This is a genomic window from Streptomyces sp. AC512_CC834 (assembly GCF_019049325.1).
Classification (GTDB): Bacteria; Actinomycetota; Actinomycetes; order Streptomycetales; family Streptomycetaceae; genus Streptomyces.
This window is the reverse complement of record NZ_JAGMUO010000014.1, coordinates 175,844-190,580: the sequence shown is the minus strand read 5'-3', so window position 1 is coordinate 190,580 and position 14,737 is coordinate 175,844. Positions and strand designations below refer to the sequence as shown.

The 14,737-nt window shown below is 68.3% G+C and carries 15 protein-coding genes; 9 read left to right on the top strand and 6 right to left on the bottom strand.

Annotated elements, in window-relative coordinates; genetic code table 11:
* Positions 1-124: 124 nt before the first annotated feature.
* Together dnaN and dnaA are read right to left on the bottom strand one after the other, a co-directional pair.
* A complete protein-coding gene (gene dnaN / locus KUM40_RS04910) occupies positions 125-1,255 on the bottom strand; it encodes a DNA polymerase III subunit beta (RefSeq protein ID WP_217163217.1) in 1,131 nt (376 codons plus the stop codon).
* A gap of 869 nt (positions 1,256-2,124) precedes the next feature.
* Entirely contained in the window at positions 2,125-4,125 is a 2,001-nt protein-coding gene (gene dnaA, locus KUM40_RS04905) for a chromosomal replication initiator protein DnaA (RefSeq protein ID WP_217163215.1), read from the bottom strand.
* Positions 4,126-4,502: 377 nt separating this feature from the next.
* Here dnaA and rpmH point away from each other — a divergent pair, with 377 nt between their 5' ends.
* From rpmH to KUM40_RS04860, 9 genes are all read left to right on the top strand, one after another.
* Complete coding sequence (rpmH, locus tag KUM40_RS04900; RefSeq protein ID WP_217163213.1) at positions 4,503-4,640, top strand: 50S ribosomal protein L34; 138 nt, start codon at positions 4,503-4,505, stop codon at positions 4,638-4,640.
* 21 nt (positions 4,641-4,661) lie between these two features.
* The gene (gene rnpA, locus KUM40_RS04895) at positions 4,662-5,033 is read left to right on the top strand and encodes a ribonuclease P protein component (protein ID WP_061443637.1); all 372 of its coding nucleotides are present in this window, start codon (positions 4,662-4,664) and stop codon (positions 5,031-5,033) included.
* The gene (gene yidD / locus KUM40_RS04890; RefSeq protein ID WP_217163211.1) at positions 5,030-5,404 is read left to right on the top strand and encodes a membrane protein insertion efficiency factor YidD; all 375 of its coding nucleotides are present in this window, start codon (positions 5,030-5,032) and stop codon (positions 5,402-5,404) included. Before rnpA ends, yidD begins: the two co-directional genes overlap by 4 nt.
* A gap of 3 nt (positions 5,405-5,407) precedes the next feature.
* The gene (yidC, locus tag KUM40_RS04885) at positions 5,408-6,715 is read left to right on the top strand and encodes a membrane protein insertase YidC (protein WP_217163209.1); all 1,308 of its coding nucleotides are present in this window, start codon (positions 5,408-5,410) and stop codon (positions 6,713-6,715) included.
* A 16-nt stretch (positions 6,716-6,731) separates the two neighbouring features.
* On the top strand, positions 6,732-7,244 hold the full coding sequence (locus tag KUM40_RS04880) for a R3H domain-containing nucleic acid-binding protein (RefSeq protein ID WP_217163207.1): 513 nt from the start codon (positions 6,732-6,734) through the stop codon (positions 7,242-7,244).
* 124 nt (positions 7,245-7,368) lie between these two features.
* A complete protein-coding gene (gene rsmG, locus KUM40_RS04875) occupies positions 7,369-8,088 on the top strand; it encodes a 16S rRNA (guanine(527)-N(7))-methyltransferase RsmG (RefSeq protein WP_217163206.1) in 720 nt (239 codons plus the stop codon).
* A gap of 300 nt (positions 8,089-8,388) precedes the next feature.
* Entirely contained in the window at positions 8,389-9,462 is a 1,074-nt protein-coding gene (locus tag KUM40_RS04870; protein WP_217163591.1) for a ParA family protein, read from the top strand.
* On the top strand, positions 9,459-10,559 hold the full coding sequence (locus KUM40_RS04865) for a ParB/RepB/Spo0J family partition protein (RefSeq protein WP_217163204.1): 1,101 nt from the start codon (positions 9,459-9,461) through the stop codon (positions 10,557-10,559). Before KUM40_RS04870 ends, KUM40_RS04865 begins: the two co-directional genes overlap by 4 nt.
* 337 nt (positions 10,560-10,896) lie before the next feature.
* Positions 10,897-11,514: a GNAT family N-acetyltransferase gene (locus KUM40_RS04860; RefSeq protein ID WP_217163202.1), complete on the top strand. Its 618-nt coding sequence runs from the start codon at positions 10,897-10,899 to the stop codon at positions 11,512-11,514.
* A gap of 52 nt (positions 11,515-11,566) precedes the next feature.
* Here KUM40_RS04860 and trxA read toward each other — a convergent pair whose 3' ends face one another.
* From trxA to sigM, 4 genes are all read right to left on the bottom strand, one after another.
* Entirely contained in the window at positions 11,567-11,899 is a 333-nt protein-coding gene (gene trxA / locus KUM40_RS04855; RefSeq protein ID WP_217163200.1) for a thioredoxin, read from the bottom strand.
* A gap of 38 nt (positions 11,900-11,937) precedes the next feature.
* Entirely contained in the window at positions 11,938-12,906 is a 969-nt protein-coding gene (trxB, locus tag KUM40_RS04850; protein WP_217163199.1) for a thioredoxin-disulfide reductase, read from the bottom strand.
* A 159-nt stretch (positions 12,907-13,065) separates the two neighbouring features.
* Positions 13,066-13,965: a hypothetical protein gene (locus tag KUM40_RS04845; protein WP_217163589.1), complete on the bottom strand. Its 900-nt coding sequence runs from the start codon at positions 13,963-13,965 to the stop codon at positions 13,066-13,068.
* Positions 13,966-13,982: 17 nt separating this feature from the next.
* On the bottom strand, positions 13,983-14,708 hold the full coding sequence (gene sigM / locus KUM40_RS04840) for an RNA polymerase sigma factor SigM (RefSeq protein WP_217163197.1): 726 nt from the start codon (positions 14,706-14,708) through the stop codon (positions 13,983-13,985).
* Between the last annotated feature and the right edge of the window lie 29 nt (positions 14,709-14,737).

The following is a 14,737-nucleotide window of genomic DNA, read 5'->3' as shown; positions in this document are numbered from 1 at the left end:
GCCCGTGCACAGTTGTGGGCATACGCGCTCAGACGTACGCCCTCACCTGCGGGTTCTTTCCCACCCTGTGGACAGCCGCCGACGAAGCGGGCCGCTGGGCCAACCGCTGGGCAGCCTCAGCCGCTCAGCCGCTCAGCCGCACCGGCATGATCAGGTACTTGTAGGCCTCGTCCGCCTCGGCGTCCACCGCGGGCCTGCCGCTGAGCAGCGCCGGCTTCGTGGACGTCGTGAAGGATAGCTGGGCCACCGGCGAGTCGATGGCGCTCAGCCCGTCCAGCAGGAAGGTCGGGTTGAAGGCGATCGAGATGTCGTCGCCCTCCAACTGGGCGTCCACCCTCTCCACAGCCTGCGCGTCGTCGCTCGAGCCGGCCTCCAGGATGAGCACGCCCTGCTCGAAGCTGAGCCGCACCGGAGTGTTGCGCTCCGCGACCAGGGCCACACGCTTGACGGCCTCCACGAAGGGCGCGGTCTCGATCACGGCGACGCTGTTGAACTCCGTCGGGAACAGCGTCTTGTACTTCGGGAGGTCACCCTCGAGCAGACGCGTCGTCGTCCGGCGCCCGGCGCCCTCGAAGCCGATCAGGCCCTCGCCCGCGCCCGAACCGGACAGCGCCAGGATCACCTGGTCGCCGCTGGTCAGCGCCTTGGCGGTGTCCTGGAGCGTCTTGGCGGGCACCAGGGCGACCGCGGAGACCTCCGGGTTCTCCGGCTTCCACAGGAACTCGCGGACCGCGAAGCGGTAGCGGTCGGTGGAGGCCAGCGTCACCGAGTCGCCCTCGATCTCGATGCGCACACCGGTCAGGACGGGCAGCGTGTCGTCGCGGCCCGCGGCGATCGCCACCTGCTGCACGGCCGAGGCGAAGACCTCGCCGGGGACCGTGCCCGTCGCCTCCGGCATCTGCGGCAGCGCCGGGTACTCCTCCACCGGCAGGGTGTGGAGGGTGAACCGCGAGGAGCCGCAGACCACCGTCGCCCGTACACCGTCTGTGGAAATCTCCACCGGCCGGTTGGGCAGGGCGCGGGAGATGTCGGCGAGCAGACGGCCGGAGACGAGGACCGTGCCCTCCTCCTCGATCTCCGCCTCCACCGAAACCCGCGCCGAGACCTCGTAGTCGAAGCTGGACAGGCTTAGCTGCCCCTCCTCGGCCTTCAGCAGTAGGCCCGCGAGGACCGGCGCCGGCGGACGGGCCGGGAGGCTGCGAGCCGCCCAGGCCACTGCCTCCGCGAGTACGTCGCGTTCCACCCGGATCTTCACTGTTGCCGCCTCCTGCTGTTGCCGGCGCTGCTCGCCCTGCCTGGCCTTCGTCGTCTGAGTCGGTGCCGTCGGTCCCCGTGAGGGGCAGAGCACCGGGGACCAGTCTGACGCACCCCACTGACAGTAGGTGCCGTTCGGGGTCAAGTCGTGACGAGGGGCGGTCGGCCTCGAGAGGGCGAGTTGTGCACAGGACCCGCTTCGAAACGGATTCCGCTCTCTCTCTAGTTGCTAGTAGTAGTAGGGCCTGTGGATACCGTGGATAACCTCGTTTTCCCAGGTCAGAGCAGGAATTTTATCCACCGGGCCTGTGGGCGGAGCCGGTGGACAACCGGGCGTATCTGTGGAGAACAGAAAGTTCTGCACACTCCGTGCACAGGCAGGGGCGACTTCTCCCCAGGGCCGTCCCCAGCTTTACCCATGTTTCCCACAGCCCAACCAGGCACCCTGATGTGACGGCTTTCACTCGACGTGGTGACAGGGCGCGTCGTGTTGCCGAACAGTGGACAGGCATGTGGAGAAGCTGGTGATCGCTGGGGACAACTTGCTCCATCCTGTGGGTTGCACGTGGACAACTGAACGCACAGCCTGTGGATCATTTCGTCGTCCACAGCCTGTGGAGATCCTTTGTCCACGAATCCACAGGGGCCTGACCTGGTCTGATGATCTCTCAACACCCTGGCCTGTGGACAGGATCGGGACAACTTCCCAGTCCCCAAGCTGTGGACGGAAAAAACTGGCCGAATCTGTGGAGGACGGCCGTAACCTCGCAGGTATTCGAACAGCGGACAGCACGGCTGTACGGCCGCCCGGGCACGCGAAGGGCGCCCCCGGGGTGTCCAGAGGCGCCCTTGTGCCGGTGCCGGCGGCCGTCAGCCGTTCTTGATGCGGTTGGTCAGCTCGGTGACCTGGTTGTAGATGGAGCGCCGCTCGGCCATCAGATTGCGGATCTTCCGGTCGGCGTGCATCACCGTGGTGTGGTCCCGGCCGCCGAACAGCGCGCCGATCTTGGGCAGCGAGAGGTCCGTCAGCTCGCGGCACAGGTACATGGCGATCTGCCGGGCCGTCACCAGCGCGCGGCCGCGCGAGGTGCCGCACAGGTCCTCGACGGTGAGTCCGAAGTAGTCGGCGGTCGCGCCCATGATGGCCGTGGACGTGATCTCGGGCGCCGAGTCCTCGCCGCCGGGGATCAGGTCCTTGAGGACGATCTCGGTGAGGCCCAGGTCCACCGGCTGCCGGTTGAGCGACGCGAACGCCGTCACCCGGATCAGCGCCCCCTCCAGCTCGCGGATGTTGCGCGAGATCCGGGAGGCGATGAACTCCAGGACCTCGGGCGGGGCGTTGAGCTGTTCCTGCACCGCCTTCTTGCGCAGGATCGCGATGCGCGTCTCCAGTTCGGGCGGCTGGACGTCGGTGATCAGTCCCCACTCGAAGCGGTTCCGCAGCCGGTCCTCCAGGGTGACCAGTTGTTTGGGCGGCCGGTCGGAGGAGAGCACGATCTGCTTGTTGGCGTTGTGGAGGGTGTTGAAGGTGTGGAAGAACTCCTCCTGCGTCGACTCCTTGTCCGCGAGGAACTGGATGTCGTCGACGAGCAGGATGTCCATCTCGCGGTAGCGCTTGCGGAAGCTGTCGCCCTTGCCGTCGCGGATGGAGTTGATGAACTCGTTGGTGAACTCCTCCGAGCTCACGTAGCGCACGCGCGTGCCCGGGTAGAGGCTGCGCGCGTAGTGCCCGATGGCGTGCAGGAGGTGGGTCTTGCCGAGTCCCGACTCCCCGTAGATGAAGAGGGGGTTGTACGCCTTGGCGGGCGCCTCGGCGACGGCGACGGCCGCCGCGTGGGCGAAGCGGTTGGAGGCGCCGATGACGAAGGTGTCGAAGAGGTACTTCGGATTCAGGCGCGCGGTCGGCTCGCCCGGGCCGGTCGCCGGCGCGGGCTGGGCGGCCAGCGGGCCGGGCGCCCCGGTGGCGGGTCCGGGGCCGACGGGGCCGCCGCGGTGGACGTGCCCGGAGCCGGCCGGCGGCGCGGGCAGGTCCCGGCGGGGGCCGCGCTGCTCGTAGTCCCCTCGCGGCTGGTCGTAGTCGCCCCGGGACTGCTCGTAGTCGCCTCGGGCCTTGTCGTAGTCGCCGCGGGGTTTGTCGTACTCGCTGCGGGACTGCTCGTAGTCGCCGCGCTGGGAGTCGTACGACGGGCGTTCCGGGGGCTGCGGGCGGTAGTCCTGCTGGTACGCGTCGTGGGAGTACGGCGGTGGCTCCTGGCCGTACGACTCCTGCGGCGGGGACGCGTAGGGGTCCCGTTCCGGGAAGCCGAGGCGCTGCTGCTGCCAGCCGTAGTCGTCCTGCTGCGGCGGGCGCGGCCAGGAGCCGGGCTCGGGGCGCTGGTACTCCTGCGGGTAGGCGGGGCGTGCGCTGGGGAGCTGGTCGGCGCGGCTGCGGCCGTATCCCTCGTACTCGTCGCGGTCGCGGTACTCCTCGCGGCCCTGGCCGGGGAGTTCGGGCTCCTCGTAGCGGGACTGGGGGCGGGAGGGCGGCGCCTGCGGAGTGGGGCCGGAATGGCCGGAATGGCCGGTGGGGCCGGTGGGGCCGGGGGTGGGGTCGCCCGCGGTGTCGTCGACGGTGATCGCGATGCGGATCGGGCGGCCGCATTCGCGGCTCAGGGTCTCGCTGACGATCGGGGCGAGGCGGCCCTCCAGTACGCCCTTCGCAAATTCGTTCGGTACTGCGAGCAGGGCGGTGTCGGCGACCAGCGCGAGGGGCTGGCAGCGTCGGATCCAGTGCTCGTCCTTCGACTCGACGCCCTGCCCGCGGCCCTCCCCGAGAAGTTGCTCCAGTACGCGTGGCCACACTGCGGCAAGATCGGCAGGTACGTCAGCCACAGGGCACGCTCTCTCACGAGTCCCTCGAAGGTGTGATTCGGGGACGGGTCGGGATGAAACTCGGGTGGGGCAGGGATAAGGGAACGAATCCGGAGTCCAGTCACGGTAGTCAGCGCGACGGGTAGGGTTCAAGTTGTTGTCCCCAGCCTGTGGACAAGTGTCTCCCGGTCACCGTTGGTTTGACCGAATGGCGCAGTCCCACGTACCGTGACCAGGTCGAGTTGTCGATGGCTGCTGCCGCCTGCCTCCGATGGGCACAGGTCACGTCCAAGGTGATCGAAAAGCGGTGCACTCGGGCGTAACGCGAGCTACTCGTGGGCGCACGGTGACAGCCAGGACGGCACCCCGCCAACCCCGATTCTTTCTGGAGCCCCCGAGTGAGCAAGCGCACCTTCCAGCCGAACAACCGCCGCCGTGCGAAGACCCACGGTTTCCGGCTGCGTATGCGTACCCGTGCCGGCCGCGCGATTCTCGCGACCCGCCGCACCAAGGGTCGCGCCCGTCTGTCCGCCTGATCCCGGTCAGGTCATGACATCGTGCTGCCCACCGAGAACCGGCTGAGGCGGCGCGAGGACTTCGCGACCGCGGTACGACGAGGCCGCCGGGCCGGCCGCCCGGCCCTCGTCGTCCACCTTCGAAGCGGTGCCACGGACCCGCACGCGCCTGGGGAGAGCGCTCCCCCGACTCGTGCGGGTTTCGTCGTGAGCAAGGCTGTGGGTGGTGCGGTCGTGCGCAACAAAGTGAAGCGCAGGCTTCGCCATCTGATGCGCGACCGGATCGACCTGTTGCCCCCCGGTAGCCTGGTAGTCGTACGAGCGCTGCCCGGTGCGGGTGACGCCGACCATGCACAGCTGGCCCGAGACCTGGACGCCGCCCTGGCGCGGCTACTGGGAGGGGGCGCGCGATGAAGTACCCGCTGCTGGCTCTGATCAAGCTCTACCAGTGGACGATCAGTCCATTGCTGGGGCCGGTGTGCAAGTACTACCCGTCGTGTTCCCACTACGGCTACACGGCCATCGACCGGCACGGTGCCATCAAGGGCACGGCGCTCACCGCGTGGCGCATCCTGCGATGCAATCCGTGGTCGCCGGGCGGCGTGGACCATGTTCCGCCGCGCAAGCGTCCGCGGTGGCACGAAATGCTGCGTGACGCGTGGCGTGCACGCAAGGGCGGGCCCTCCGCCGCCGAACCGGCCATCGAAGGACAGACTGCTCCCACGAGTCCGTCCGGTCCTTCGATCCCGGCCGCAGAGACCCCGCCCCATGCCCAAGGAGCATGATTAGTGGACACGATTGCCAGCCTTTTCAGCTTCATCACCTGGCCCGTCTCCTGGGTCATCGTCCAGTTCCACACGGTGTACGGGGCGATCTTCGGACCTGACACCGGATGGGCCTGGGGCCTGTCCATCGTGTCCCTGGTGATTCTGATCCGTATCTGCCTGATCCCGCTCTTCGTGAAGCAGATCAAGGCGACGCGTGGGATGCAGACGCTCCAGCCGGAGATGAAGAAGATCCAGGAGCGCTACAAGAACGACAAGCAGCGTCAGTCCGAAGAGATGATGAAGCTGTACAAGGAGACGGGTACCAACCCGCTCTCCTCGTGCCTTCCCATCCTGGCGCAGTCCCCGTTCTTCTTCGCCCTGTACCACGTGCTCAACGGCATCGCCTCGGGCGACACCATCGGCAAGATCAACCAGCCCCTGCTGGAGAGCGCGCAGAAGGCGCACATCTTCGGCGCTCCGCTGGCCGCGAAGTTCACCGACGGCGCCTCGAAGGTGGAGTCCCTCGGTGCCTCGCTGACGGACGTCCGGGTCATCACCGCGATCATGATCGTGCTGATGTCGGCGTCGCAGTTCTTCACCCAGCGCCAGCTCATGACCAAGAACGTCGACACCACGGTGAAGACGCCGTTCATGCAGCAGCAGAAGATGCTGATGTACGTCTTCCCGGTCATGTTCGCCGTCTTCGGCATCAACTTCCCCGTCGGTGTTCTCGTCTACTGGCTGACCACGAACGTGTGGACCATGGGCCAGCAGATGTACGTCATCCGCAACAACCCGACGCCGGGTTCCAAGGCGCAGGCCTCCTACCTGGAGCGGCTGCACAAGAGCGTCACCGAGCACGGCGGAACGCGCCGCCGGGGCGAGAAGGCCATCGTGAAGGCCATCGTCGCCAAGGGCCGGGAACGCAACGAGGCCGAGCGGAAGTTCATCAACGGCCTGAACAAGGCCGGCATGGCGGCCCAGGCCGACGGCAACGTGGTGAAGAACGACGCCGCCGTCGCCGAGCAGAGCGCGGACGGCTCGACCGTGACGACCGCGGCCACGCCCAAGCGTCAGCAGCCGAAGCGGCAGAGCAAGTCCCAGCGCCAGTCCAAGCCCGCCGGTGAGGCCGAGCCGAAGACGTCGCTGACCAAGTCGGACGAGCCGCAGGACGGCAAGCCGGGCGAGCCGCAGGACAGCAAGCCGGAGTCCAAGCCCGCCGCCGGTGCCAAGAAGCCGGCTCAGAAGTCCGGCGGTGGTGGCCGCAGCAAGGCCCAGTCCGGACAGCGCAAGGGCCCGCAGCGGCCCAAGTCCCCGTCGAAGAAGTAAAGAAGGAGTCCATCCCGTGACGGAAGGCACCACCTCCGCCGCTGCCGAGGGCGCAGACACCCTGACGCGCCTCGAGCAGGAGGGCGAGATCGCCGCGGACTACCTGGAGGGTCTGCTCGACATCGCCGACCTCGACGGCGACATCGACATGGACGTCGAGGCCGACCGTGCCTCTGTCTCGATCATCAGCGACACGAAGAGCCGGGACCTGCAGAAGCTGGTCGGCCGGGAAGGCGAGGTGCTGGAGGCTCTGCAGGAGCTCACGCGCCTGGCCGTGCACCGGGAGACCGGGGACCGCAGCCGGCTGATGCTCGACATCGCGGGTTACCGGGCCAACAAGCGCGCCGAGCTGTCCGAGCTGGGGGCCAAGGCCGCGGCCGAGGTCAAGAGCAGCGGCGAGTCGGTGCGGATGCAGCCGATGACGCCGTTCGAGCGCAAGGTCGTGCACGACGCGGTCAAGGCCGCGGGGCTGCGCAGCGAGTCCGAGGGCGAGGAGCCGGAGCGCTTCGTCGTCGTGCTTCCCGCCTGATCGGTCCTCTCGTTCTCCGGCCCCGTCTGTTGCGCAGGCGGGGCCGAATTTTGTCAGCCTGATAGTTCTGGTGGTTCTGGTACCGACGCCCGGTGCGCCGGTGCCGTACGGAAGGACGGTCCCCGTGTCGGAGGCAGCGGAGCTTCCCCCTGTACCCGAGCAGGCACGCGACGTGTTCGGTGATCGCTACGCGGACGCGGTCCGCTACGCGGAACTGCTCGCCGAGGCGGGTGTGAAGCGCGGCCTGATCGGTCCGCGTGAGGTTCCTCGTCTCTGGGAGCGGCATCTGCTGAACTGCGCGGTGCTCTCGGAGGTCGTGCCCGAGGGAGTGACGGTGTGCGACGTCGGTTCCGGCGCCGGGCTGCCCGGGATCCCGCTGGCGCTGGTGCGGGAAGACCTGAAGATCACTCTTCTGGAGCCGCTGCTGCGCCGCACGAACTTCCTGACCGAAGTCGTGGAGCTGCTGGGCCTGGACCATGTCACCGTTGTGCGTGGCCGGGCCGAGGAGGTCATGGGCCAGATGCCGCCGGTGCACGTGGTGACGGCCCGTGCCGTTGCTCCGCTGGACCGTCTCGCCGCATGGGGGATTCCACTGCTGCGCCCGTACGGCGAGATGCTCGCTCTCAAGGGCGACACGGCCGAGGGGGAGCTGAAGGCGGCGACCGCGGCGCTGAGCAAGCTCGGCGCGGAGGAGACGTCGATCCTGCACGTCGGGGAGGGCGTCGTGGACCCCCTGTCCACCGTGGTGCGGGTCGAGGTCGGTGAGAGCCCCGGTGGCGTGCGTTTCGCCGCCAAGCGGGCCAAGGCTGCCCGGACCGGGAGGACGCGCCGGCGTCGCGGATAGCGTCCCAGCTCGTTGTGGCGGTGAGGGTGCTGCGGTTCGTTCTGATGGCCCGCCGTACTCCACACAAGCTGCCATACCTATGCGTGCCGGAGTGTCGCGGCAGTTCGGCATCGGCTGCTGTGCATCGTGTTTCACGTGAAACGTCGCTCACTGCTGCACGGCATCATCAGTCGCGGCCGCGCCGCGGCCGATCCCCGCGACCGAAAGCCTCTCGGGTCGCTCGGAGAGGGTACGGAGTTGTCCACAGAGGTGGATTTCTCCACAGAAGACCAGGCCTCACTGGTTCATGACCCCGAAGGCATGGGAGGCTCTGTTCATTGCGAGCCTGAAGTCGAGGAGAGTGAATCCTTGCGGTCCGACGCCAATATCGCGGGACCGATGACCGATCCGGTCCCCGGTCCCCGTACCGAGTCGATGGGAGCCGATGTTTCACGTGAAACACCGCCTCCGATGGACGACACTCCGATCGGTCGTGCTGCCCAACAGGCGGTGGAGGCTCTGGGGCGCGCCGGTGAAGGACTGCCGCGGCCCGAGCAGACCCGGGTCATGGTGGTAGCGAACCAGAAGGGCGGTGTGGGCAAGACGACGACGACCGTCAACCTTGCCGCGTCGCTTGCCCTGCACGGTTCGAGAGTCCTGGTCGTCGACCTCGACCCACAGGGCAATGCCTCCACCGCGCTGGGTATCGATCATCACGCCGACGTCCCCTCCATCTATGACGTACTGGTCGAGAGCCGACCGCTCTCGGAAGTGGTCCAGCCGGTCGCCGATGTCGAGGGTCTGTTCTGTGCGCCCGCCACGATCGATCTCGCCGGTGCGGAGATCGAACTGGTCTCTCTGGTCGCACGTGAGAGCCGGCTCCAGCGGGCCATCACGGCGTACGAGCAGCCGCTGGACTACATCCTCATCGACTGCCCGCCCTCTCTCGGCCTGCTGACGGTCAACGCGCTCGTCGCGGGCGAGGAGGTGCTGATTCCGATCCAGTGCGAGTACTACGCGCTGGAAGGGCTGGGGCAGCTTCTGCGCAACGTCGATCTGGTGCGGGGTCACCTCAATCCCACGCTGCATGTGTCGACGATCCTCCTGACCATGTACGACGGCCGGACGCGGCTCGCGTCCCAGGTCGCGGACGAGGTGCGCAGCCACTTCGGTGAGGAGGTGCTGCGGACGAGCATTCCCCGCTCGGTCCGTATCTCCGAGGCCCCGAGTTACGGGCAGACGGTACTGACCTACGATCCAGGATCGAGCGGAGCCCTCTCCTATCTGGAGGCGGCACGTGAGATGGCGCTGAAGGGTGTGGGCGTCAGTTACGACGCGACGCAAGCACACCTCGGCGCTCAGAATGACCCGAACATGGTGGAGGGGATCCAGTGAGTGAGCGACGGAGGGGGCTGGGCCGTGGTCTGGGCGCACTGATCCCCAACGCCCCGACCGAGAAGTCGGTGGCCTCGGCGGCGCTGGGGAGCACGGCGTCCCCGTCCGCGGGGGCGATGCCTCTGCTGCCGAACGAGCGCGGGGTGGCCGCGGCGAAGGTGGCCACGCTGCCGCATGTTTCACGTGAAACGGAGGAGCCGACGGCACCTCATGGTGCGGAAGGGCTTCGGCCGCCCATGGGGGCGCACTTCGCCGAGGTCCCCCTCGACGCCATCACGCCGAACCCGAAGCAGCCGCGCAAGGACTTCGACGACGACGCACTGACCGAGCTTGTCACCTCCATCAGGGAGGTCGGTCTCCTCCAGCCGGTCGTCGTCCGGCCGACTGGTCCCGGTCGCTATGAGCTCATCATGGGCGAGCGCCGCTTCCGCGCCTGCCGAGAGCTGGAGCTGGAGGCCATCCCGGCGATCGTGCGGGCGACGGAGGACGAGAAGCTCCTCCTGGACGCGCTCCTGGAGAACCTGCACCGCGCTCAACTGAACCCGCTGGAGGAGGCCTTCGCCTACGACCAGTTGCTGAAGGACTTCAACTGCACGCACGATCAGCTCGCGGACCGCATCGGCCGCTCCCGTCCGCAGGTCTCCAATACGCTGCGGCTGCTGAAGCTCTCCCCGAAGGTTCAGAACCGGGTGGCCGCAGGGGTGCTCTCCGCGGGGCATGCGCGAGCGTTGCTGTCCGTGGACGATCCGGAGGAGCAGGACCGGCTGGCCCATCGGATCGTGGCTGAAGGACTCTCGGTGCGGTCGGTCGAGGAGATCGTGACCCTGATGGGTTCCCGGCCGCAGAAGCCGCAGCGAGCCAAGGGCCCGCGGGCCGGTTCGCTGGTTTCCCCGGCGCTTTCGGACTTGGCGACGCGGCTCTCGGACCGCTTCGAGACGCGTGTGAAGGTCGACCTGGGTCAGAAGAAGGGCAAGATCACCGTGGAGTTCGCCTCTATGGAGGACCTTGAGCGGATTCTCGGCAGCCTGGCTCCCGACGAAGGACCGGTGCTGCAGAAGGGCCTCTTGGAGGACGAGGGCGAAGACCTCGAATCCTGACGCCCGGGTAGACGGAGCACCCCCCCCCGCGGTGCTGTGTCTGCCGCAGCAAGGGCGGGTCGTGTCCGGTGCATACCGGAACACGGCCCGCCCTTTGCTTTGCGTCGGTGTCGGGGTCATCGCATCGTGGATACGATGCGATCGGGATGGCGTTGTCACCTGGCAGTACCTCTGAGAGGAAGGCAGGGGCCATGCGAACGATGACTCGCACCGAACTGGTGAGCGCGGGCCTGGGGCTGGGTGCGGTCGGTGGGTTCATCGGCAGCCTGCTCAGGGAACGGAGCGTTCTGACAGCCGCCCGCGACGCGGCAGGCGAAGGAAGCGAGGAACAGCCTTCATGGGGCGCCGGCTCGTACCGCTCACGCTGGACAACCTTCAGGACCTTCCCCGGCGCTGTCGTTCGTGCGTCTTCTGGGAACTGGATCCCGTCAGCGGTGAGGCCGCGGTAGCGGCGGGGACGCCCGCCCTGGAAAAGGAGTCCTGGATCTCCGCCGTGCTGCTGGACTGGGGGTCGTGCGGCCGGGTGGTCTACGTCGACGACGTGCCGGTGGGCTTCGTCCTCTACGCGCCGCCGGCCTACGTCCCGCGCGCCACGGCGTTCCCCACCAGTCCGGTCTCGCCTGATGCGGTCCAACTGATGACCGCGTTCGTGATGCCCGGGTATCAGGGCCAGGGACTGGGCCGGGTGATGGTCCAGACGGTCGCCAAGGATCTGCTGCGCCGGGGCTTCAAGGCGATCGAGGCGTTCGGCGATGCTCGCTGGAAAGAGCCGGCCTGCGTCCTGCCGGCGGACCATCTGCTGGCGGTGGGATTCAAGACGGTCCGGCCCCATCCCCGTCATCCGAGGCTGCGGCTGGACCTCCGGTCCACGCTGTCCTGGAAGGAAGACGTGGAGATGGCACTGGACCGCCTGCTCGGAGCCGTCCAGAAGGAACCAGTGCTGCGTCCGCTGTAAAGCGAATGGGCCGACCCGTCCGGGTCGGCCCATTCGTGTTTCACGTGAAACGTCAGTCGGCGATGAAGTCCTCGAGGTCGCGGACGATCGCGCCCTTCGGCTTGGCCCCGACGATGGTCTTGGCGACCTCGCCGCCCTGGTAGACGTTCAGGGTCGGGATGGACATGACGCCGTACTTCGCGGCCGTGCCCGGGTTCTCGTCGATGTTCAGCTTGACGATCTCGATCTTGTCGCCGTACTCGGCGGCGATCGCCTCGAGGGACGGCGCGATCTGGCGGCACGGACCGCACCAGGCGGCCCAGAAGTCCACCAGGACGGGCTTGTCGTTCTTGAGGACGTCCTGCTCGAAGGAGTCGTCGGTCACATGCTTCAGGGTGCCGGCCACGGCTGGCTCCTTAACTGGTTGGTGCGGGGATGGGGTGGTCAGACGGTGGTCTTCTCGGGCTCCGCCGTGTCCTCGTCGCTGAGGGCGGCGAGGAAGCGTTCGGCGTCGAGAGCGGCGGAACAGCCAGTGCCCGCGGCGGTGATCGCCTGGCGGTAGGTGTGGTCGACCACGTCACCGGCGCCGAAGACACCCGTCAGGTTGGTGCGGGTCGAGGGTGCGTCGACCTTCAGGTAGCCCTCCGGGTCCAGGTCGAGCTGGCTCTTGAAGAGCTCGGTGCGCGGGTCGTGGCCGATCGCGATGAACAGGCCGGTCACCGGCAGATCCGCGAGTTCGCCGGTCTTGACGTTGCGCAGCTTCAGGCCCGCCAGCTTCTGGTCGCCCTGAACCTCGGCCACCTCGCTGTCCCAGACGAACGAGATCTTGGGGTCGGCGAAGGCGCGGTCCTGCATGGCCTTGGAGGCGCGCAGGGTGTCCCGGCGGTGGACGATCGTCACGGACTTCGCGAAGCGGGAGAGGAAGGTGGCCTCCTCCATCGCGGTGTCCCCGCCGCCGATCACGGCGATGTCCTGGTCCTTGAAGAAGAAGCCGTCACAGGTCGCGCACCAGGAGACACCGCGGCCGGACAGCGCGTCCTCGTTCGGCAGGCCGAGCTTGCGGTGCTGGGAACCGGTGGTGACGATGACGGCCTTGGCCTGGTGGACCGTGCCCGCGGTGTCCGTGACGGTCTTGATCTCACCGGTGAGGTCGACGGCGACGACATCGTCCGGGATCAGCTCGGCACCGAAGCGCTCCGCCTGGGCACGCATGTTGTCCATGAGCTCGGGGCCCATGACGCCGTCCTGGAAGCCAGGGAAGTTCTCCACCTCGGTGGTGTTCATCAGAGCTCCGCCCGCGGTGACGGCACCCTCGAACACCAGCGGCTTCAGTGACGCGCGCGCGGTGTAGAGCGCCGCCGTGTAGCCGGCGGGCCCGGAGCCGATGATGATCACGTTTCGGACGTCGCTCACGGCTTCATTCCTCGTCTCTGGACTGCGTCTTCAGGGCCGGGTGGAGCTGCACTCTGAACTCTCACCCGACCTAACGGATCCTACGGGGCCCGCATTCCCGCTGTGCCCGGGCACACGGGCTACCGGGCCGGGGCGCCCGACGAGGAGGGAGCCCGACGGCTACGAACGCGCGTAGGAGTGCTTCAGGAGGATCTTGGCCTTGCCGACCGCGGGCTGATCCACGCACGTCGACTCGACGATGTAGGCGGTGACCCGGGTGTCGTTGGAGGCGTCGGGCAGAACCACCAGCAGTGCTTCCCTGCCCTTGTAGATGCCCGGCTCCGTGGCGATCACCGCGTCGTCGCGGCCGATGCCCTTCTGGATGCACTCGGGGACTGTCGGCTGCTTGAAGACATGGTTCTCGGCGGTCTCGTTGCCGTTCTCGGACTCCATGCCGAAGCTGCGCGGAGTACGGGGCCCGCTCTGGTCGCTTCCGTCCGCGATGAGGCCGGTGACCGTGTCCTGCAGCTTTCCTTCGGAGAAGGTGTCCGCGAGCGCGGTCTGCTGCTCGTGGGCCGTGTCGTCGGAGGGGCTACCCCCGGTCAGGGAGGACACGATGACCGAGCCGAGTCCGATGGCGGCAGCGGCGGCCACGGCGCCGAGTACGGCGATCCTGCGCCCCCCGCCGCGACGCCGGTCCTTGCGGCCGGGGCCGGTGGAGGAGGGGCGTGCGTGTCCGGCGGGCCGGTCCGCCGAGGTCGATGTTTCACGTGAAACACGCGCGCCGTCGTTGCCGGACGCGGCTTCGGTGGACTCCGGCTCCGGGGCGGCGCCCGGTACTGCGACGCCCGGTACTGCCTCGGCTGCCAGAGCGGCGTCGATGCGGGCGGCCACGTCTTCCGGCATCCGCGTCGGTGCCGGCAGGGTGCCGAGCAGTCCCTGGATCTCCTCCAGCGACGCGTAGACGTCCGCGCAGAGCCCGCAGCCCTCCAGGTGCCGTCGTACGTCGGTGGTCCGTGCGGTCGGCAGGAGGCCTTCGGCGAGGTCGGAGATCTCCGCGACGTCCGGGTGCCCGGCCATGTCTGTCGTCGACGACGTCACGCTCGTCCACCTCCGCCCTTCACTGCGGCCGAATCGCCCTGCCCTGCCTCCGACGGTCCCGAACGGTGCGGTCCCGCTGCGGGTGGGACGGATGTCCCCTGCGTCCGGTTCCGCTCCGGGCCGGGCTTCCTGTCCTGTGTGCTGCCGTCCGGACGCAGGTGGGCGAGGAGCGGCAGGAGCCTGACTCTGCCCCGGGCGCACCGGCTCTTGATCGTTCCGGTCGGCACATCGAGGATGCGGGCGGCCTCCGCGACGGGATAGCCCTGCATGTCCACCAGAACGAGGGCGGCCCGCTGATCGGCCGGCAGGGTGCCCAGGGCCTCCAGTAGCTGGCGGTGCAGATCATTGCGCTCGGCGGGAGCGGAGGCCGACTCGTGCGGCTCCAGGAGTTGCTCCAGGCGTTCGGTGTCGTCGACGGGCGCGGTCTTCCGTGAGGCGGCCTTGCGGGCCCGGTCCAGACAGGCGTTCACCGTGATCCGGTGCAGCCAGGTCGTGACGGCGGCTTGTCCGCGGAAGGTGTGGGCGGCCCGGTAGGCGGACACGAGGGCGTCCTGAACGGCGTCCGCGGCTTCCTCCCGGTCCCCCAGCGTCCGCAGGGCCACGGCCCAGAGCCGATCGCGATGCCGGCGCACGAGCTCACCGAAGGCGTCGGGATCGCCCTCGACGTGCCGGGCGAGAAGATCCTGATCGCCGATGTCGCCGTATTCGGTGTCATCTGCCATCGGCCTCCTCCCCCTTTCCCCGGCGGCGC

Excerpts from the sequence above, each read along its gene's own strand:
- KUM40_RS04845 (WP_217163589.1), bottom strand. The coding sequence starts at position 13,965 with ATGGCCGGGCACCCGGACGTCGCGGAGATCTCCGACCTCGCCGAAGGC.
- KUM40_RS04860 (WP_217163202.1), top strand. The coding sequence starts at position 10,897 with ATGGGGCGCCGGCTCGTACCGCTCACGCTGGACAACCTTCAGGACCTT.
- KUM40_RS04870 (WP_217163591.1), top strand. The coding sequence starts at position 8,389 with ATGGGAGGCTCTGTTCATTGCGAGCCTGAAGTCGAGGAGAGTGAATCC.
- sigM (WP_217163197.1), bottom strand. The coding sequence starts at position 14,708 with ATGGCAGATGACACCGAATACGGCGACATCGGCGATCAGGATCTTCTC.
- yidD (WP_217163211.1), top strand. The coding sequence starts at position 5,030 with ATGAAGTACCCGCTGCTGGCTCTGATCAAGCTCTACCAGTGGACGATC.